Raw genomic sequence first — 19,223 nt, 5'->3', positions numbered from 1 at the left:
GATTGCAGCAGTGGCTTCTTCGCGGGCATGCCCGCTCCCACAAGGATCGCACACAGCTGAAGGACTGCGCGGTACCTGTGGGAGCGGGCGCGCCCGCGAAGAGGCCGGTGCAGGTTACTGCTGAGCCACCTTCTCCGACTTGCCGTCATAGCGCTTGCGCCACTCGGCCAGGATCTGGTCACGGTTCTTCGAGGCCCAGGCAAAGTCGTTCTTGATCAGGCGCTGTTCATAGTCCGCCGGCAGTTCGGTCTGCGGCTTGGCAATGCCCGGGGCAGCCAGCACGGCGAAGTTCTCCTTGTACAGCTCCATGGCCGCCGGGCTTGCCGAGAAATCAGCCAGGCGCCTGGCCGCATCCGCTTTTGGCGAACCCTTGATCACCGCAGTCGCCTCGATCTCCCAGCCCAGGCCTTCCTTCGGCAGCACGATGTCCAGCGGCGCGCCCTGGCGCTTGAGCTGCACGGCCGGGTACTCGAACGAGATACCGATCGGGAATTCACCCGCTGCGGCAAGCTTGCACGGCTTGGAACCGGAATGAACGTACTGGCCGATGTTCTGGTGCAGCGCATCCATGTATGCCCAGCCCTGCGGCTCGCCAAAGGTCTGCAACCAGGCACTGACATCCAGGAAGCCGGTGCCGGACGAGGCCGGGTTCGGCATGACGATCTTGCCCTTGTACTCGGGCTTGGTCAGGTCCTGCCAGCTCACCGGCTTGCTCAGGCCCTGCTTCTCGGCCTCGATGGTATTGAAGCAGATGGTAGCGGCCCACACGTCCATACCGACCCAGGCTGGCGGGTTGGCATCATCGCGGTAATTGGCGGCAATCTTGCCCAGGTCCTTCGGTGCGTAGGCTTCGAGCATGCCGTTCTGGTCGAGAATGGCCAGGCTCGATGCGGCCAGGCCCCAAACTGCGTCGGCCTGCGGGCGCTCTTTCTCGGCCAGCAGCTTGGCGGTGATGATGCCGGTAGAGTCGCGTACCCACTTGATTTCGATGTCCGGGTTGGCCTTTTCGAAGGCCTGCTTGTAGCTCTTCAGCTGTTCGGCCTCCAGGGCGGTGTAGACCGTCAGCTGGGTGCCAGCGGCCGAAGCCTGCAGGCTGAACACGGCGGAAACGGCAGCGGCAAGTGCAAGGTGCTTGTACATGGTTAGTTCCTTACAGGTCAGACGGTCGCGGCGCGTTGGCGCCAGGCTTGGGAGCGGCGCAGCAGGCCGCGTGAGGCTGCGGCCAGCAGCAGTGAAGCACCGGCACTGGTCAGCAGGATCAGGGTGGACATGGCGGCGGCACCACCGACATTGCCGGCGTCGTCCATGTTCAGCACGGCGACGGCAGCAAGAATGGTGTCGGGGCTGTACAGGAAGATTGCCGCCGACACGGTGGTCATCGCCGATACGAACAGGTAGCGGATGATGTCCAGCAGCGCCGGCAGGCAGATCGGCACGGTCACCCGCAGGAAGTGCCTGTACAGCGGCGCCTTCAGCGACAGCGCGGCGGCCTCGAACTCGCCGTCGAGCTGACGCAGGGCAGTGGTCGCGGTCATCTGCGCGGTGGTCAGGTAGTGGGCGATGGTGCACACCACCAGCAGCCCCATGCCGCCGTAGAACACATGCAGCGGGTTGCCGTTCAGGTTGAAGAAGAATACATAGCCCAGGCCCAGCACCAGGCCCGGCACGGCCATGGGGATGAAGCTGAGCAGGCGCAGCGCCTGGTTGAGCAGGCGTTGGCCCTGGGTCTTTTCCATCAGGTAGGCGCCGGTGAAGATCACGATGCTGCCGATCAATGCGGTGCCGATGGCCATGGTCACACTGTTGCGGTAGGCCAGCCAGCCGCCACCGGCGGTGTCCTCGAACATGTAGTGACGCAGCGACAACGACAGGTTGTAGGGCCAGAAGGTGACCAGGGACGAGTACACCGCCATACCGATCACCAGCAGCAACGCCGAGCACACCAGCAGCACGATCCCCAGGAAGCAGGCGTCACGGCCCCGCGACGGCTTGGGCTCGAACACCTGTGCACGCCCGCTCATGGCCTCGCCCTGGCGCCGACGCAGCCAGGCATCGACGGTAAAGCTGAACAGCGCCGGCAACAGCAGCACCATGCCGATCAGCGCGCCGCGGCCGAACTGCTGCTGGCCGACCACCGCCTTGTAGGCTTCCAGCGCCAGCACCTGATAATCGCCGCCGACCACGACCGGTACACCGAAGTCGGTGATGGTCAAGGTGAACACCAGGCAGAACGCTGCGAATACTGCCTGGCGCGTGGCCGGCCAGGTGATGCTGGTGAACGCTCGCCAGGGGCCGGCACCCATGCTGGACGCTGCGTCGAACAGGCGTGCATCGGCCAGCGAAAGTGCCGACAGCAGGATCATCAGGGCATGCGGGAAGGTGTAGATGGCCTCGCCCAGCACAATGCCCCAGAAGCCATAGATGTTGTCGCTGAGCAACCCGCGCAGCAGCCCTTGGTTACCGAACAGGTAGACCAGGGCGATGGCCGGCAGCATTGACGGAGCCAGCAGCGGCAGCAGCGAAATCCCCCGCCACAGGCCTTTGCCCGGAATCAGCGTGCGCTGCAGGGCATAGGCGAACAGGTAGGCCAGCGGTACCACGATGGCTGCCACCGTGAAGGCCACCGACAGGCTGTTGCCTAGCAGCCAGTGGAAGTTTTCACTGGCGAACAGTTCGCGGGCCGCCAGCAGGCCGCCACCCTGGCCCGCATCTGCGCTGAAGCCGCGCCAGAAGATCGCCAGCAGCGGCATCAGCACCGCCAGTACCAGAAGGATCAGCAGCAGGCTCTTGCCGCCGACGACGAACAACCGGTCGCCCAGGGCAACGCCAGCACGCGGCGTGGCCTTGGCCTGGCTCAGCGGCAGGGACATTGGCGCGGCCATCTCAGGCAAACACCTGCAGGCTCTGCGGTGGCAGCGCCACCCAGATGTCCTGCGAGCCCAGCCGCGGCATTGCCTCGGGAGCCAGCTCCGCCAGCAGTGCATGGCCAGGCAGCGCCTTGAGTTCGAAGCTCATGCGGCAGCGGTTACCGAGGAAGGTGATTTCACGGACCATGGCCGGGAACAGGTTTTCTTCGTGCATCGCAGGGTTGACCGTGATCGCCTCCGGGCGGCAGAACAGCCGGCCACTGCTGGGGCGGGCCGAACCTGGTGCCAAACGCATGTTCATGCCACCGACCTGGGCATGGCTGTCACTGCTGCGCTGGAACGGCAACCAGTTGCCCTGGCCGACGAACTCGGCAACGAACGGCGTGGCCGGTTGGTCGTAGATTTCCTGCGGGGTGGCGTACTGCTCGACCTGGCCGTTGTTCATCACCGCAATGCGGTCGGCCATCAGCATGGCCTCGTCCTGGTTGTGGGTGACCATCAGTGTGGTGATACCCAGCTGGCGTTGCAGCTGGCGCAGTTCAGTGCACAGGTGCTCGCGCACCCGGGCATCCAACGCCGACATCGGCTCGTCCAGCAGCAGCAACGACGGCGACGGTGCCAGCGCGCGGGCCAGGGCCACACGCTGCTGCTGGCCCCCGGAAAGCTGACCGGGGTATTTCTTCTCGCTGCCGGCCAGGCCCACCAGTTCGAGCATTTCGGCCACTCGCTGGCGGGCCTGCTCGCGGCCACTGCCAGTCAGGCCATAGGCGATGTTGGCTTCGACGGTGAGGTTGGGGAACAGCGCGTAGGACTGGAACAGGATGCCGTAGTCACGGGCCTGAGGTGGCAGCTCGGAGATGTCGCGCTCGCCGATGTATAACGTACCGCGGTCCTGGCGCTCCAGGCCGGCGATGCAGCGCAGCAGCGTGGTCTTGCCGCAGCCAGACGGACCGAGCAGGCACACCAGTTCGCCGGCGGCGATGTCCAGCGAGACATCGTTCAGCGCCGTGAAGGCGCCGAAGCGCTTGTGGATGTTGCGCACTTTCATCTGTGCGCCGGGGGTGGTGTGGTTCATGGCAGGGCCTCATCGAAGAGATGGGGGCCATGCTAGGAAGGCTGTGCGAAGTTTCTGTGGCTTTAGAGCAAAAGCGGATGATAGTGGTATAGGCAGATTTTGTAGTGGCCTTCAAGGGCCCTATCGCCGGCAAGCCAGCTCCCACAGGTACTGCACAGGTCTGAACGACTGTGGGGATAACTGTGGGAGCTGGCTTGCCGGCGATAGGGCCGGTACAGCCACTACATGGCTATGAGAAGTGCGAACCGGCCACTTCCTGCGCCACCCCAAGGAATGCCGCCGGCAACCGCGCCTGGCGCCGCTCCTTCAGGCAATACAGGTACTCATGCATCACCGGCGCGTTCTCCAGCGCCAGCACTCGCAACTCAGGGTTGTGTGGCACCTCGTGCCGGGCAATCACGCTGATGCCGATATTGCGCAGTACCGCCTCACGGATCGACTCGCGGCTGCCAATCTCCAGCAAGGCTCCGGCCTTCACCCCGGCCTCCTGCATCATTTGCTCGGTCAGCTTGCGTGTGGTCGAGCCTTTCTCGCGCATCAGCAGGCAATGACCGGCGACCACGTCAATGGACACCGCCTGGCGGTGTGCCAACGGGTGGTTGCGATGCACCGCCACCACCAACGGGTCAGTCCCCAGCACCCGACGCACCAGCCGCGCGTCCTCCAGCAGTTGCGACGAAGCAGCGATATCCACCCGGTAGTCCTCGAGCATCTCCAGCACCTGCTGCGAGTTGCCGATTTCCACCGCCACTTCCACCTGCGGCAGGCGTTCGCGGTAGATCTTCACCAGGTCGAGAATGTAGTAAGGCGCCGTAGCAGCAATGCGCAAGCTGCCCTGGGCCTGGCCGCTGTTGCGTAGCTCGAACTCGATGTCGGCCTCCTGCTGCAGCAGTGCCTTGACCATCGGAAGCAGGCGCACGCCCTCCTCGCTCAGCACCAGGCGCCGCCCGCCGCGGTAGAACAGCTCCACCGCATACTGGCTCTCCAGGTTGCGAATCTGCGTGGTCACCGTGGGCTGGCTGAGCCCGAGCTTCTTCGCCGCCAGGGTGATGCTGCCCAGGCGGGCCACCATGTAGAAGGCTTTCAGCTCCGAACTCAGCATTCACATCCTCTATTTGCGCAACAGGCGCAAGCCGTTGAACACCACCAGCAGGCTCACGCCCATGTCGGCGAATACCGCCATCCACATGGTGGCCATGCCGGCAAAGGTGATCGCCAGGAATATCGCCTTGATACCCAACGCCAGAACGATGTTCTGCATGAGGATCGCCGCACTTTGGCGCGACAGCCTGACGAAGGCCGGGATTTTCCGCAAGTCGTCATCCATCAGCGCCACATCGGCGGTCTCGATGGCGGTGTCGGTACCGGCCGCCGCCATGGCAAAACCGATCTCGGCGCGGGCCAGCGCCGGGGCGTCGTTGATACCGTCACCGACCATGCCCACCCGATGGCCCTGAGCGTACAGGGTTTCGATGCTCTTGAGCTTGTCGGCAGGCAGCAGGTTGCCTTCGGCACGGTCGATACCCACCACGGTGGCGATGGCCTGGGCGGTATGCGGATTGTCACCGGTCAGCATGACAGTCTTGATGCCCAGCTCGTGCAGCTCGGCGATGGCCTGGCGACTGCTTTCCTTCACCGTGTCGGCCACCGCGAACAGCGCCAACGGGCCGGAGCGGTCGAGCAGCAGCACCACGGTCTTGCCCTGGCGTTCCAGCGCATCCAGCTGTGCCTCCAGCTCGGGCGAGCACAGCCCCAACTCCTCGACCAGACGGTGGTTACCCAAGTGGTAAACCTCACCCGCGATGGTACCGCGCACGCCACGCCCAGCCAGGGCGGCGAAGTCATCGACCTCGCTCAAGGCCAGGCCTTGCTCCTTGCCGAACTGGGCAATGGCGCGTGAAACCGGGTGGTCCGAACGCTCGCCCAGGCTGGCTGCCAGGGCTTGCGAGCGGCCTTCGAACAGCGGCTCCAGTACCTTGGCGTCGGTCTGCACCGGCTTGCCGTGGGTGATGGTGCCGGTCTTGTCCAGGGCCAGGAAGTCCAGCTGGCGCCCGCCTTCCAGGTACACGCCACCCTTGATCAGGATGCCCTTGCGCGCGGCAGCAGCCAGGCCGCTGACGATGGTCACCGGCGTCGAGATCACCAGGGCGCATGGGCAGGCCACCACCAGCAGCACCAGGGCGCGATAGACCCAGTCGAACCAGGCACCGGCCATGAACAGCGGCGGTATCACCGCAACGGCCAGGGCAATAGCGAACACCACCGGGGTGTAGATGCGCGAAAAGCGGTCAACGAATCGCTGGGTAGGCGCCCGCGCGCCTTGCGCTTGCTCGACGGCCTTGATGATCCGCGCCAGGGTCGATTGCCCGGCAGCAGCGGTAACACGGAACTCCAGTGCCCCTGCCTGGTTGATGGTGCCGGCGAACAGTTTGTCGCCCACAGCCTTTTCCACGGGCAGGCTTTCGCCGGTTATCGGTGCCTGATCGACACTGGATTGCCCGCTGGTCACTTCACCGTCCAGGCCAATGCGTTCGCCGGGGCGTACCCGCACCAAGGCCCCGATGGCTACCTCCCGCACCTCCACTTCCCGCCACTGGCCATCGGCCTGGCGCACGGTGGCCATGTCCGGGGTGAGCTGCATCAGGCCACCAATGGCATTGCGCGCCCGGTCCAGCGAGCGGGCTTCGATCAGTTCGGCGACGGTGAACAACACCATCACCATGGCCGCTTCCGGCCACTGGCCGATCAGCACCGCACCAGTCACGGCAATGCTCATCAGCGCGTTTATGTTGAGGTTACGGTTTTTCAGGGCGATCCAGCCCTTCTTGTAGGTCCCCAGGCCACAGCCGAGGATAGCTGCCAGCGCTAGCGCCGCCACCACCCACTCCGGGGCCAGCGCGGCAAAGTGCACGATTTCGGCGGCGACCGCGGCAATACCGGCCAACGCCAGCGGCCACCAGCGGGTCTTTGCCACTTGTGCTGCGCTGGCGGCGCCATCGTCTTCGGCGCCAAGCGGCTCGGCTTTCATGCCCAGGCTGCCGATGGCCTGCTCGATTTCAGCGGTGCCAGCCAGGGTATGGTGCACGCCAAGCACACGGTTGATCAGGTTGAATTCCAGCTGCTCGATACCGGCCAGCTTGCCCAGCTTGTCCTGGATCAGGGTCTGTTCGGTAGGGCAATCCATGGCCTCGATGCGGAAACGGCTGAACTGGGCATGGCTGCTGGCCTTTTCGCTCAGTTGGACCAGAGCTGGCGCAGCAGCGCTGCCACAGCAGCTATGAGCGTGGTGATCGTGCTTGTGTTCGTGGCTGACAGGCTGGTTCATGGGGTCATCCTTAATTTGAGCCTGTTGCCAAGTGAACACCCTGTAGCCACTATAGGGTCAAGCCACTTGCTGGAGAATTTCGTGATGAAGATCGGAGAACTGGCCAAAGCCACCGACTGCGCCGTGGAAACCATCCGCTACTACGAGCGTGAACACCTGCTGCCGGAGCCGGCGCGCAGCGACGGCAACTACCGGCTTTACACCCAGGCCCATGTCGAGCGGCTCACCTTCATCCGCAACTGCCGCACCCTGGACATGACCCTGGATGAGATTCGCAGCCTGCTACGCCTGCGTGACAGCCCCGATGATTCGTGCGGCAGCGTCAATGCGCTGATCGACGAGCATATCGAGCATGTGCAGGCACGGATCGATGGGCTGGTGGCGTTGCAGGAACAGCTGGTGGAGCTGCGGCGGCGCTGCAATGCGCAGGGGGCGGAGTGCGCGATCTTGCAGCAACTGGAGACGAACGGGGCGGTATCGGTGCCGGATACCGAGCATTCGCATGTGGGGCGAAGTCACGGGCATTGAAAGATCCAAGGGCCTAATCGCCGGCAAGCCGGCTCCCACAGGTTTTGCACAGCCCCCACTGGCAGCGCCGTCCTGTGGGAGCTGGCTTGCCGGCGAAAGGGCTGCAGAGCAGCCCCGGAAATCTGAAAGATCACACCGCCATCGGCGCCGTCATCGGCGCATGGTGCTCATACCCTTCCAGCCAGAAGTCGCTCGGCTCGATCTTCTCCAGCCACTCCGGCTCGTACTTGCCCGTCTCGGCAAACGCCGGCACGCGGTCGCTGATCACCAGCTTCGGCGCTTCCAGCGGCTCACGCTTGAGCTGCTCGTTGAGCATGTCCAGGTGGTTCTCATACACATGGGCATCGCCGATGAAGTAGGTGAACCAGCGAGGGGTGTAGCCGGTCAGGCGGCCGAACAGCGACAGCAGCGCTGCGCCTTCGGTGAGGTTGAACGGCGTACCCAGGCCCAGGTCGTTGGAGCGGATGTAGAGGGTCAGGGAAATTTCCCTGGTCTCCACATTCGGGTGGAACTGGTACAGCAGGTGGCACGGCGGCAGGGCCATCTCGTCAAGCTGCGCACAGTTCCAGCCGTGGAACAGGATACGGCGGCTGCCCGGGTCGTTGGCGATGGTGTCCAGGCACTGGCGCACCTGGTCGATGGCTTTGTACAGGATGACGAACGCGACGCCATCCTCCTCGTCCTGGGCGATGCGGCGGAACCCCGCCTTTTCGGCCATTTCGATGGCCGCCGGGTTGCTCAGCGGGATGCGCTTGTAGCCCGGCCACTGGCGCCATTGCACGCCGTAGATCTCGCCCAGGTCGTCATGCCCCTGGCGGAACGGGTTGGCCAGCCACTGGGCGTTCTCGTTGGCGTTCTGGTCCCAGACCTTGCAGCCCAGTTCGCGGAATTCACCGGCGTTCTTCACGCCACGCAGGAAACCAACCATTTCGCCGATCGCCGACTTGAACGCCAGTTTGCGCGTGGTAATGGCCGGGAAGCCCTTCTGCAAGTCGAAACGCAGCATGGCGCCCGGCAGGCTGATGGTGCGGATGCCGGTGCGGTTGCCCTGCAGCGTGCCGTTGTCGATGACGTCGCGGACCAGGTCCAGATACTGTTTCATGGCTTACCTGTAGCAAAAACGGCAGAGGGATCGCCCCTGCCGTGGGATTAATCAGGCGGGTTTCGCCGTAGGCTTGCGATTATAAGCCCACCAGATCAGGCCAAGGCCAGCCAGGATCATCGGTACGCACAGAATCTGACCCATGGTCAGCCAGCCCCAGGCCAGGTAGCCAAGCTGGGCATCCGGTACGCGGACGAATTCGACGATGAAACGGAAGATGCCGTAGAACAGCGCGAACATGCCGGATACTGCCATGGTCGGCCGCGGCTTGCGCGAGAACGCCCAGAGAATCAGGAACAGCGCCACACCTTCTAGTGCGAACTGGTACAGCTGCGATGGGTGACGCGGCAGCTGCGCCGGGTCGCTGAACGGCGGGAAGACCATCGCCCATGGCACGTCGGTGGCCTTGCCCCACAGCTCGGCGTTGATGAAGTTGCCGATGCGCCCGGCACCCAGGCCGATCGGCACCAGCGGAGCGACGAAGTCCATCAGCTCGAAAAACGACTTGTTGTTGCGCTTGCCGAACCACAAGGCCGCCAGCATCACACCGATGAAACCGCCGTGGAACGACATGCCACCCTTCCACACCTCGAAGATGAGCGTCGGATTGGCCAGGTAGGCGTGCAGGTCGTAGAACAGCACGTAGCCCAGGCGACCACCGACGATCACACCCATCGACAGCCAGAACACCAGGTCGGAGAGCTTTTCGCGCGTCCAGGTTGGGTCGAAGCGGTTCAGCCGGCGCGAGGCGAGCAGCCAGGCACCGCCGATACCGACCAGGTACATCAGGCCGTACCAATGGATTTTCAGCGGCCCGATGGCCACGGCCACGGGGTCTATCTGCGGGTAAGGCAGCATGGAACTTCCTCTCGATTCAAATCAAAAAGCTGAGGCCGACACAGAACAGCAGGGCTGCGAACAGGCGTTTCAACAAACGTGGCGACAGCTTGTGCGCCAAGCGCGCGCCGAAGCGGGCGAAAAACATGCTGGTCACGGCAATGCCGACCAACGCCGGCAAATACACGTACCCCAGGCTATGGGCCGGTAGGTGTTCCTCGTGCCAGCCCAGCAGCATGAAACTCAGGGCGCTGGCCAAGGCAATCGGCAGGCCGCAGGCCGAAGAGGTGGCCACTGCCTGCTGCATGGGCAGGCTGCGCCAGGTCAGGAACGGCACGGTCAGCGAACCGCCACCGATGCCGAAAATGGCCGAAGCCCAGCCGATCACCCCTCCTGCACCAACCAGCGCGGGCTTGCCGGGGATGCCACGACTGGCCTTGGGCTTGAGGTCCAGGGCCATCTGCGCGGCGATGACCAGAGCGAACACACCGATGATCTTTTGCAGCAGTGGCCCCTGGATCAGCGAGGCGGTCTTGGCGCCGACACCGGCCCCAAGGAGGATGCCGAGGGTCATCCAGGCGAAGATCGGCCATTGCACCGCGCCCTTGCGATGGTGCTCGAGCACCGCATTGATCGAAGTGAAGACGATGGTTGCCAGCGACGTACCGACAGCCAGGTGGGTGAGCACAGAGGCATCGAAACCCTGCAAGGTGAAGCTGAACACAAGCACCGGCACGATGATGATACCGCCGCCCACGCCGAACAGCCCGGCCAGCACACCGGCGCAGGCGCCCAACAGCAGATAGAGCACGAATTCCATTCGTCTTCCCCGAGAAAACAATGCGGCATGGTAACGGAAGCCGGGCTCGGGGCTCTAGTGAACAGTGTGTCAGGATGGATCCTCCCCGCCGCTGTGGGTACAGTGGCAAAAAACCCAGAGGCCCGACCGATGTGCCTGATCGTATTCGCCTGGCGGCCGGGGCATGCCCTGCCGCTGATCGTGGCGGCCAACCGCGATGAGTTCTATGCCCGCCCCACCCAAGCCCTGGCGGCCTGGGAGGATGCACCCGGGGTATATGCCGGGCGCGACCTGGAAGCCGGCGGCACCTGGCTGGGCGTCGGCCCGCAGGGGCGGTTCGCGGCGCTGACCAATATTCGCGACCCGGCGCAGGCGCTGGGCCCGCGTTCGCGGGGTGAACTGGTGGCAGCGTACCTGCAGGGTGAACTGGGTGTCGAGGCCTACCTGGACCAGGTAGCCAGCCACAGCAGGCACTATTCGGGGTTCAACCTGCTGGTGGGCGACGGGCGACAGCTGGGTTATCTGCACGCCCGGGCCGCGGCGCCGCGCTTGCTGGAGGCCGGGGTTTACGGGCTTTCCAACGCCGGGCTGGATACGCCGTGGCCGAAGCTGGTGAAGGCGCGTAGTGGGCTGGAAGGATTGCTGGAAACGCCGGAGCCGCAGCGTTTGCTGGCGTTGCTGGCCGATGCCGAGCCTGCGCCGGAGGGCGAGCTGCCAGAGACGGGCGTGGGGTTGGCAACCGAGAAGCTGCTATCGAGTGTGTTCATTGCCAGCCAGAACTACGGGACCCGGGCGAGTACGGTGCTGATTGTGGATGATCAGGGAAGAAGGCGGCTGGTTGAGCGCAGCTTCGGGCCATTTGGTGGGCATTTGGGGGAAGTTGAGTTGCTTGTCTGATAATTTGATGTTGCTTGCGCCGGCCTCTTCGCGGGTAAACCCGCTCCCACAGGTACTGCGCCGCATCTGAAGGCTGCGCTGTACCTGTGGGAGCGGGTTTACCCGCGAAGGAGCCGGAACAGGCCACCTGACATTCAGAGGGTCTTATTGGCCCCAGGCCCGATCATCCGCGCCAACCCAAGGTTTTTCAGGGCCAGTTGCAGCGAGCTGTGGATAACCTGCGGGTTGTCATGGCTCAGGGCCTCCGTCAGCAATTCCTTGGCCTTGCCCAGGTTGATCTGGCGCAGCATCCACTTCACCTTCGGCAGGTTGGTGGCGTTCATCGACAGGCTGTCGAAGCCCATGGCCATCAACAGGATCGCCGCTGCCGGATCACCGGCCATCTCACCACAGATACTCACCGGTTTGCCTTCGCCATGGGCGTCGCGCACCACTGTGTTCAGCGCCTGCAACACCGCCGGGTGCAGGTAGTCGTAAAGATCGGCGACCCGCGGGTTGTTACGGTCCACCGCCAGCAGGTACTGGGTCAGGTCGTTGGAACCGACCGACAGGAAGTCCACCTGCCGCGCCAGCTCCTTGGTCTGGTACACCGCCGCAGGAATTTCCACCATCACGCCAACCGGCGGCATCGGCACATCGGTGCCTTCGTCACGCACCTCGCCCCAGGCGCGGTGGATCAGGTGCAGCGCCTCTTCCAGCTCATGGATGCCGGAAATCATCGGCAGCAGGATACGCAGATTGTTCAGCCCCTCGCTGGCCTTGAGCATGGCGCGGGTCTGCACCAGGAAGATTTCCGGGTGGTCGAGGGTGACACGGATGCCGCGCCAGCCGAGGAACGGGTTTTCTTCCTTGATCGGGAAGTACGACAGCGACTTGTCGCCACCGATGTCGAGGGTACGCATGGTCACCGGCAGCGGGTGGAAGGCCGCCAGCTGCTCACGGTAGATGGCCAACTGCTCTTTCTCGCTGGGGAAGCGCTGGTTGATCATGAACGGCACTTCGGTGCGGTACAGCCCTACCCCTTCGGCGCCGCGCTGCTGGGCACGGGCAACATCGGCGAGCAGGCCGGTGTTGACCCACAGCGGCATGCGGTGGCCGTCCGGTGTAACGCACGGCAGTTCGCGCAGGGCATCCAGGCCCTGGGCCAGTTGGCGCTCCTCCTCGACCACGTCGCTGTACTGCTTGCGCAGCACTTCGCTGGGGTTGGTGAACACCTCGCCCTTGTAGCCGTCGACGATCATCTCGATGCCGTCGACCTTGGAATACGGCAGATCGACCAGGCCCATCACCGTCGGGATGCCCATGGCGCGGGCCAGGATGGCGACATGGGAGTTGCCCGAGCCCAGTACCGAGACCAGGCCGACCAGCTTGCCTTCCGGCACTTCGCCGAGCATCGCAGGGGTCAGCTCTTCACTGACCAGGATGGTGTTGTCGGCATACACCAGCGACTGCGCCCGGGCTTCCTGCAAGTAGGCCAGCAGGCGCCGGCCCAAGTCCTTGACGTCGGAGGCGCGCTCGCGCAGGTAGTCATCGTCCATCAACTCGAAGCGGTTGACGTGCTCGCCCACCACCTGGCGCAGGGCGCCCTGGGCCCACTGGCCGGTCTTGATGACCTCGGTCACCTCACCGCCCAACGCAGCGTCTTCAAGCATCATCAGGTACACATCGAACAGCGCACGCTCCTCCGGGCGTAGCTGGGTGGCCAGCTTGGCCGACAGCTTGCGCATATCGTCGCGCACGCCTTCGAGGGCGTTCTGGAACAGCTTCAGTTCGGCGTCGATATCATCGACGGTCTTGTCCGGTACCACTTCCAGATCGGCTGGCGGCAGCATAACCACTGCTCGACCCACGGCGGCGCCAGGCGAGCCCGGTACGCCGACGAAGCGCGCCTCCTGGATGCCCTTGCCCTGGCGGCCCAGGCCACGGATCGAGCCGGTGGCCTCGGCGTGGGCGATAACTCCAGCGAGCTGGGCGCTCATGGTGACCAGGAAGGCTTCTTCGCCCTCGTCGAACTGGCGGCGCTCCTTTTGCTGGATGACCAATACCCCGACGACACGGCGGTGGTGGATGATCGGCGCACCGAGGAAGGAGGCGAATTTTTCTTCGCCGGTTTCGGCAAAGTAGCGATAACGCGGGTGGTCGGCAGCGTTTTCCAGGTTCAGCGGCTCTTCCCGGGTACCGACCAGGCCGACCAGGCCTTCGTTGGGGGCCATGCTGACCTTGCCGATGGAGCGCTTGTTCAGGCCTTCGGTGGCCATCAGCACGAAGCGGTTGGTTTCCGGGTCGAGCAGGTAGACGGAGCAGACTTGGCTGCCCATGGCCTCCTTGACACGCAAGACAATGATCCCCAACGCCGACTTGAGATCTTTGGCGGAGTTTACTTCCTGGACGATCTTGCGCAGCGTATTGAGCATGGCTCGGGGTCGAACTCCGTCGTCAGTCGCGCGTCAGCAGACGCGGTGCTAGCTCTTTCAGGGCGCGTCGGTAGACCTCGCGCTTGAATGTCACAACCTGGCCCAGCGGGTACCAATAGCTGACCCAGCGCCAGCCGTCGAACTCCGGCTTGCCGGTCAGGTCCATTCGCACCCGTTGTTCGTTGCTGACCAGACGCAGCAGGAACCATTTCTGCTTCTGGCCGATGCACAGCGGCTGGCTATGCGTACGCACCAGTCGCTGGGGTAAACGATAACGCAACCAGCCACGGGTGCAGGCAAGAATTTCCACATCATCGCGTTCAAGGCCAACTTCTTCGTTCAGCTCGCGGTACAGGGCATCTTCCGGCGTCTCGTCAGGGTTGATGCCACCCTGGGGAAACTGCCAGGCATCCTGGTTGATCCGTCGAGCCCATAGCACCTGCCCGGCATCATTCGTGAGAATGATCCCGACATTGGGGCGAAAACCATCCGGGTCGATCACGGCAGCAACCTCGCAAACGCATGTCACCGCATTGTTCCACAAAGCTTGCGAGCGCAGCAACGCGCCCGCCAAGCTTATGTGCAGCAGCGTGAAAACTCCGTATTCTGCGGGCCTACCCTGTGGCTGATGCGAGTGACCGCGATGCGCCTGGCTTTATTCGACCTGGACAATACCCTCCTCGGTGGCGACAGCGACCATGCCTGGGGCGACTACCTTTGCCAGCGCGGCATCCTCGACCCGGTTGCCTACAAGCAACGCAACGATGGCTTCTATCAGGAATACCTGAACGGCACACTGGACCTGCAGGCCTACCTGGCCTTTTCCATGGAAATCCTTGCGGCAACACCGGTACTCCAGCTCGACGAATGGCACCGCGATTTCATGCGCGACTGCATCGAGCCGATCATCCTGCCCAAGGCGCTGAGCTTGCTGCAGCAACATCGCGAGGCTGGCGACCAGTTGGTGATCATCACCGCCACCAATCGCTTCGTCACCGCACCGATTGCCCGGCGCCTGGGGGTTCGCGTGTTGCTGGCGACCGAATGCGAGATGCGTGATGGCCGCTATACCGGGCGTAGTACCGATATACCGTGTTTCCGTGAAGGCAAGGTGACGCGGCTGGAGCGCTGGATGCTGGAGAACGGTTTCGACCTTGAGGACAGCTATTTCTATAGCGACTCGATGAACGATTTGCCGCTGTTGCAGCGGGTGGCGCATGCGATGGCGGTGGACCCCGACCCGAAGTTGCGGGCGGAGGCCGAGAAACGTGGGTGGCCGGTGGTTTCGCTGCGGGATTGAGGTTTTCCTGTGCCGGCCTCTTCGCGGGCATGCCCGCTCCCACAGGGATCACCACAAGCCTGGAGGGCTGCGCCGTACCTGTGGGAGCGGGCGCGCCCGCGAAGAGGCCGGCACATACAGCACAAGCCTGTCAGACCGGCTTGGCGCCCATCAGCCCGGCGATGGACAGGAAGCAAACCCCACTGAACACCGCCAGTGCCAGAGTAAAGCGCAACCCCACCACCTCGGCCTTGCGCAGCCGGTTCAACCGCACCAGCAGCCACCACACGGCAAACGCGCCCAGCGTATAGATGACGCTGGACGCCAGCACCCAGGTCTGCCCCAGCGGCCAGCCCACAAGGTGCACGAGCCACCAGCCGGTGAACGGCATGCTCACCAGGCACAGGCCCATTACCAGCCAGACGAACACCAGCGGCCGACGCAGCAGCTTGGCGTAGGCCTCGGCATCGCCCTGGCGGCGGGCGCACACGGTCCAGAGCGCCAGGCCCAGAGCGCCCAGCAGCAGGAGCGCAGTGGCGATGATGTGCAGGGTCTTGAGGGTGGTCAGGTGTTCCATGTCCGAATTGTCCTTTGTCAGGCCATTTTTGCAGCAGCTCCTAACCCTTGTAGGAGCGGCCTTGCGGCCCATCGCGACACAAGGCCGCTCCTACAAAAAGCGAGATATCTGGCTTAGCTTAGCCGCTCAGCCCAGGAACAGCTTGTAAGCCGGGTTGTCAGTCTCGTCCCAGTACGGGTAGCCGATCTTCGCCAGCGCCGACGGCACCAGGTGGCGCTCGTCCTCCGGCACCTGCAACCCCGCCACCACGCGCCCGTCAGCGGCGCCATGGTTGCGGTAATGGAACATCGAGATGTTCCAGCGCCCGCCCAGCTTGTTGAGGAAGTTGAACAGCGCCCCCGGCCGCTCGGGGAACTCGAAGCGCAGCACCATCTCGTCACTGGCACCGGCCGAATGGCCACCGACCATGTGGCGAATATGCAACTTGGCCAACTCGTTGTCGGTCAGGTCTGTAACCGGGAAGCCCTGCTCGGTCAGTTGCTGTACCAGCGCCGCACGCGGGTCGTTTTCCGGGTGGGTCTGCACGCCGACGAAGATATGCGCCTCGTCGGAGGTGTGCTTGCGGTAGTTGAACTCGGTGATCTGGCGCTTGCCGATAGCCTCGCAGAAGGCCTTGAAGCTGCCCGGGCGTTCGGGGATGGTCACGGCGATGATCGCTTCGCGCTTTTCACCCAGCTCGGCACGCTCGGCCACATGGCGCAGGCGGTCGAAGTTGACGTTGGCACCGGAGTCGATGGCCACCAGGGTCTGCCCGGTCACGCCGTACAACTCGACGTACTTCTTGATGCCTGCCACGCCCAAGGCGCCGGCAGGCTCGGTGATCGAGCGGGTATCGTCGTAGATATCCTTGATAGCCGCACAGATCTCGTCGGTACTGACGGTGACCACTTCATCCACATGATGGCGGCAGATATCGAAGGTGTGCTGGCCGATCTGCGCCACCGCCACGCCGTCGGCGAACAGCCCGACCTGCGGCAGCACCACGCGCTCGCCGGCCGCCATGGCCGCCTGCAGGCAGTTGGAGTCGTCCGGCTCGACGCCAATCACCTTGATTTCCGGGCGCAGGTACTTCACGTAGGCAGCAATGCCAGCGATCAGGCCACCGCCACCCACCGGCACGAAGATCGCGTCCAGCTGGCCTGGGTGCTGGCGCAGGATTTCCATGGCCACGGTGCCCTGCCCGGCGATGGTGTGCGGATCGTCGTAGGGGTGCACGTAGACGAAGCCCTTTTCATCGACCAGTTTCAGCGAATAGGCCAGCGCCTCGGGGAACGAGTCGCCATGCAGCACCACCTTGCCGCCCCGCGAACGCACGCCTTCGACCTTGATCTCCGGGGTGGTCTTGGGCATCACGATAGTGGCCTTGATGCCCATCTCGCGCGCGGCCAGGGCCAGGCCCTGGGCGTGGTTGCCTGCCGAGGCGGTGACCACGCCACGGGCCAGCTCTTCCGGGGTCAGCTGGGCCAGTTTGTTGTAGGCCCCGCGAATCTTGAACGAGAACACCGGCTGCAGGTCTTCACGCTTGAGCAGAATCTGGTTGCCCAGCCGCTTGCTCAGCTGCCCGGCGCTCTGCAGCGGGGTTTCTACCGCAACGTCGTAGACGCGCGAGGTGAGGATCTTCTTGACGTACTGTTCGAGCATCGGGAAAGCATCACTGGGCCGCGGGACAAGGGCTGGGAGTCTACCCCAGCGCTACGTCGGGCGACCACAGCAAAGCCGCCCGAGCCGTTATACTAGGCTCTTTTCGAAACCGCCCTGCCCCTCTCGGAGCCCGCATGACCCAGGACCAACTCAAACAGGCCGTCGCCCAGGCCGCTGTCGACTTCATTCTGCCCAAGCTGGATGAAAAGAGCGTCGTCGGCGTCGGCACCGGTTCGACCGCCAACTTCTTCATCGACGCCCTGGCTCAGCACAAGACCGCCTTCGACGGCGCGGTCGCCAGCTCCGAAGCCACCGCCCAGCGTCTGAAGGGCCATGGCATCCCGGTCTACGAGCTGAACAGCGTCAGCGAGCTGGAGTTCTACGTGGACGGCGCCGACGAGAGCGACGCGCACCTGAACCTGATCAAGGGCGGCGGCGCAGCCCTGACCCGCGAGAAGATCGTCGCCGCCGTGGCCAAGACCTTCATCTGCATCGCCGACGCCAGCAAGCTGGTACCGGTGCTGGGCGCCTTCCCGCTGCCGGTCGAAGTGATCCCCATGGCCCGCAGCCACGTGGCGCGTCAGCTGGTCAAGCTGGGTGGTGACCCGGTGTACCGTGAAGGCGTGGTTACCGACAACGGCAACGTGATCCTCGATGTGCACAACCTGCAGATCACCAACCCGGTGGAGCTGGAAGCGCAGATCAACGCCATCGTTGGCGTGGTGACCAACGGCCTGTTCGCGGCGCGTCCGGCAGATTTGCTGCTGCTGGGTACCTCTGAGGGCGTGAAAAGCCTGAAGGCCGAGTAACCTGCGGCGAGGGCTTCGCCCTCGATTCGCAACACAAGGCTGCTCCTACAAGGGTACGCGACTTCCTGTAGGGGCAGCCTTGTGCTGCTCACTCCGCTGGCTGTTTGAACACATAGAACAGGTTCGGCTCACTGACCAGATAGATGGTCCCCGCCTCATCCATCGCAATCCCCTCCGCCTGCGGCACCGTCGCCTGCAACCCCTGGAACCCCTTGCGCAACGACAAGGTACTCAGCGGCCGGCCCTCCACATCCAGCTCCAGTACCAGCCGCGACTCGTCCGACAGAGCCAGCAGGTGCCCACTGCGCTCATCGAACTGCAAGCTCGACAGGTCCCGCACGAACAGCCGCGAATCGCGCTTGCGGTCCTGCACCACATGCACTGCATAGGGCTGCTCAGGGTTGTCGTGCGGGAAGCCATGCACTTCGTAGATCAGCATCGGGTCACGCTCCTTGGCCACGAACAGGCGCTTGCCCGCAGAATCGTAGGCCAGCCCCTCGAAACCCTTGTTGCCGTTCAGGCCGATGCCCAGGGTCAGCTGCTCGGCATCGCCGGCATCGAGGAACATCGTGTCGTCCTCCAGGCGCACGCGAATCAGCCGCTGTTGACGCTCGTCGGTGATCACATAGCTGTTGGGCCCGACGTACTCCACGGCTTCCGGGTCGCCGAAGCCGGTCAGCGGTACCCGGCGCAGGATCCGGCCGTCCAGCGACAGCTCGATCAGCTCCGAGCGGGCATTGGTGACGGTAAACAGGGTCTTGCGATCGGGATCGTAGGTCAGCGCCGATAGGTCGTCATCCAGCCCTTCGACCGGCTGCGCCTCCACCACCACCCGGTAACGGTCCAGGCCAATGCTCTGCTCGGCAGGCTGCCACCAGACCTTGAGGTTGAACCAGCCCCGCTCGAACAGGCGGAACTGCTGCCCGGCCAGGCCGAGCAGGAGCAGGCCGACGGCGGCCAGGACAAGGAACGGGCGAACAAAACGGCGCATGAGTTCAGACTCGACATAGGGGTGGCGAATCTAACCATGAACAACTGAAGTAAAGCTTAATGCCAGCATCCGAAAAGTCGGA

17 protein-coding genes are annotated in these 19,223 nt (G+C 64.0%); 4 read left to right on the top strand and 13 right to left on the bottom strand.

The genetic code is table 11. From position 1 onward, the window contains the following. Window positions 1-114: 114 nt before the first annotated feature. The 5 genes from CAF92_RS21325 to CAF92_RS21305 all read right to left on the bottom strand — a co-directional run bounded on the left by CAF92_RS21325 (window position 115) and on the right by CAF92_RS21305 (window position 7,267). Window positions 115-1,140, bottom strand: coding sequence for a putative 2-aminoethylphosphonate ABC transporter substrate-binding protein (locus CAF92_RS21325; protein ID WP_085601857.1), 1,026 nt, complete (start codon window positions 1,138-1,140; stop codon window positions 115-117). A gap of 17 nt (window positions 1,141-1,157) precedes the next feature. Continuing rightward, entirely contained in the window at window positions 1,158-2,882 is a 1,725-nt protein-coding gene (locus CAF92_RS21320; protein ID WP_085601856.1) for a putative 2-aminoethylphosphonate ABC transporter permease subunit, read from the bottom strand. Window position 2,883: 1 nt separating this feature from the next. Then, window positions 2,884-3,942, bottom strand: a complete 1,059-nt coding sequence (locus tag CAF92_RS21315; RefSeq protein WP_085601855.1) for a putative 2-aminoethylphosphonate ABC transporter ATP-binding protein — start codon at window positions 3,940-3,942, stop codon at window positions 2,884-2,886. Between the two features lie 229 nt (window positions 3,943-4,171). Next, on the bottom strand, window positions 4,172-5,044 hold the full coding sequence (locus CAF92_RS21310) for a LysR family transcriptional regulator (RefSeq protein WP_046613576.1): 873 nt from the start codon (window positions 5,042-5,044) through the stop codon (window positions 4,172-4,174). A gap of 9 nt (window positions 5,045-5,053) precedes the next feature. Next, on the bottom strand, window positions 5,054-7,267 hold the full coding sequence (locus tag CAF92_RS21305) for a heavy metal translocating P-type ATPase (RefSeq protein WP_085601854.1): 2,214 nt from the start codon (window positions 7,265-7,267) through the stop codon (window positions 5,054-5,056). Window positions 7,268-7,351: 84 nt separating this feature from the next. Here CAF92_RS21305 and cadR point away from each other — a divergent pair, with 84 nt between their 5' ends. Continuing rightward, complete coding sequence (gene cadR / locus CAF92_RS21300) at window positions 7,352-7,795, top strand: cadmium resistance transcriptional regulator CadR (protein WP_046613578.1); 444 nt, start codon at window positions 7,352-7,354, stop codon at window positions 7,793-7,795. Between the two features lie 130 nt (window positions 7,796-7,925). On the opposite strand, the gene CAF92_RS21295 is transcribed toward cadR, so the two are convergent. From CAF92_RS21295 to CAF92_RS21285, 3 genes are read right to left on the bottom strand one after another with little or no spacing between them, the layout of a single operon-like run. Next, the gene (locus CAF92_RS21295) at window positions 7,926-8,897 is read right to left on the bottom strand and encodes a thymidylate synthase (RefSeq protein ID WP_013974664.1); all 972 of its coding nucleotides are present in this window, start codon (window positions 8,895-8,897) and stop codon (window positions 7,926-7,928) included. Window positions 8,898-8,948: 51 nt separating this feature from the next. After that, window positions 8,949-9,755 carry a prolipoprotein diacylglyceryl transferase gene (gene lgt, locus CAF92_RS21290; RefSeq protein ID WP_013974665.1) on the bottom strand — a complete coding sequence of 269 codons (807 nt, stop codon included), beginning with the start codon at window positions 9,753-9,755 and terminating at the stop codon, window positions 8,949-8,951. 16 nt (window positions 9,756-9,771) lie between these two features. After that, window positions 9,772-10,554 (bottom strand): sulfite exporter TauE/SafE family protein, encoded by a 783-nt coding sequence (locus CAF92_RS21285; RefSeq protein WP_046613580.1) that lies wholly within the window; start codon window positions 10,552-10,554, stop codon window positions 9,772-9,774. Window positions 10,555-10,683: 129 nt separating this feature from the next. Between CAF92_RS21285 and CAF92_RS21280 the strand changes: the two genes are divergently transcribed. Further along, window positions 10,684-11,430, top strand: coding sequence for an NRDE family protein (locus tag CAF92_RS21280; RefSeq protein WP_085601853.1), 747 nt, complete (start codon window positions 10,684-10,686; stop codon window positions 11,428-11,430). Window positions 11,431-11,564: 134 nt separating this feature from the next. On the opposite strand, the gene ptsP is transcribed toward CAF92_RS21280, so the two are convergent. Together ptsP and CAF92_RS21270 are read right to left on the bottom strand one after the other, a co-directional pair. Next, on the bottom strand, window positions 11,565-13,844 hold the full coding sequence (gene ptsP / locus CAF92_RS21275) for a phosphoenolpyruvate--protein phosphotransferase (RefSeq protein ID WP_023660917.1): 2,280 nt from the start codon (window positions 13,842-13,844) through the stop codon (window positions 11,565-11,567). Between the two features lie 22 nt (window positions 13,845-13,866). After that, a complete protein-coding gene (locus CAF92_RS21270) occupies window positions 13,867-14,346 on the bottom strand; it encodes an RNA pyrophosphohydrolase (protein WP_003249017.1) in 480 nt (159 codons plus the stop codon). A 141-nt stretch (window positions 14,347-14,487) separates the two neighbouring features. On the opposite strand from CAF92_RS21270, the gene CAF92_RS21265 reads away from it, so the two are divergent. Next, window positions 14,488-15,144, top strand: coding sequence for an HAD family phosphatase (locus tag CAF92_RS21265; RefSeq protein WP_085601879.1), 657 nt, complete (start codon window positions 14,488-14,490; stop codon window positions 15,142-15,144). 130 nt (window positions 15,145-15,274) lie between these two features. Here the strand turns inward: CAF92_RS21265 and CAF92_RS21260 are convergent, their stop codons facing one another. After that, complete coding sequence (locus tag CAF92_RS21260) at window positions 15,275-15,700, bottom strand: DUF2269 domain-containing protein (RefSeq protein WP_085601852.1); 426 nt, start codon at window positions 15,698-15,700, stop codon at window positions 15,275-15,277. Window positions 15,701-15,826: 126 nt separating this feature from the next. Beyond that, on the bottom strand, window positions 15,827-17,341 hold the full coding sequence (ilvA, locus tag CAF92_RS21255) for a threonine ammonia-lyase, biosynthetic (RefSeq protein ID WP_046613583.1): 1,515 nt from the start codon (window positions 17,339-17,341) through the stop codon (window positions 15,827-15,829). Between the two features lie 134 nt (window positions 17,342-17,475). On the opposite strand from ilvA, the gene rpiA reads away from it, so the two are divergent. After that, entirely contained in the window at window positions 17,476-18,150 is a 675-nt protein-coding gene (rpiA, locus tag CAF92_RS21250; protein WP_013974672.1) for a ribose-5-phosphate isomerase RpiA, read from the top strand. An 88-nt stretch (window positions 18,151-18,238) separates the two neighbouring features. Here the strand turns inward: rpiA and CAF92_RS21245 are convergent, their stop codons facing one another. After that, entirely contained in the window at window positions 18,239-19,141 is a 903-nt protein-coding gene (locus CAF92_RS21245; protein ID WP_085601851.1) for an SdiA-regulated domain-containing protein, read from the bottom strand. Window positions 19,142-19,223 lie beyond the last annotated feature (82 nt).

The organism is Pseudomonas sp. B10(2017) (assembly GCF_002113295.1).
In the GTDB taxonomy this organism is placed as follows: domain Bacteria; phylum Pseudomonadota; class Gammaproteobacteria; order Pseudomonadales; family Pseudomonadaceae; genus Aquipseudomonas; species Aquipseudomonas pudica.
The sequence above is the reverse complement of the archived record's forward strand: the minus strand, read 5'-3'. Positions and strand labels throughout refer to the sequence as shown.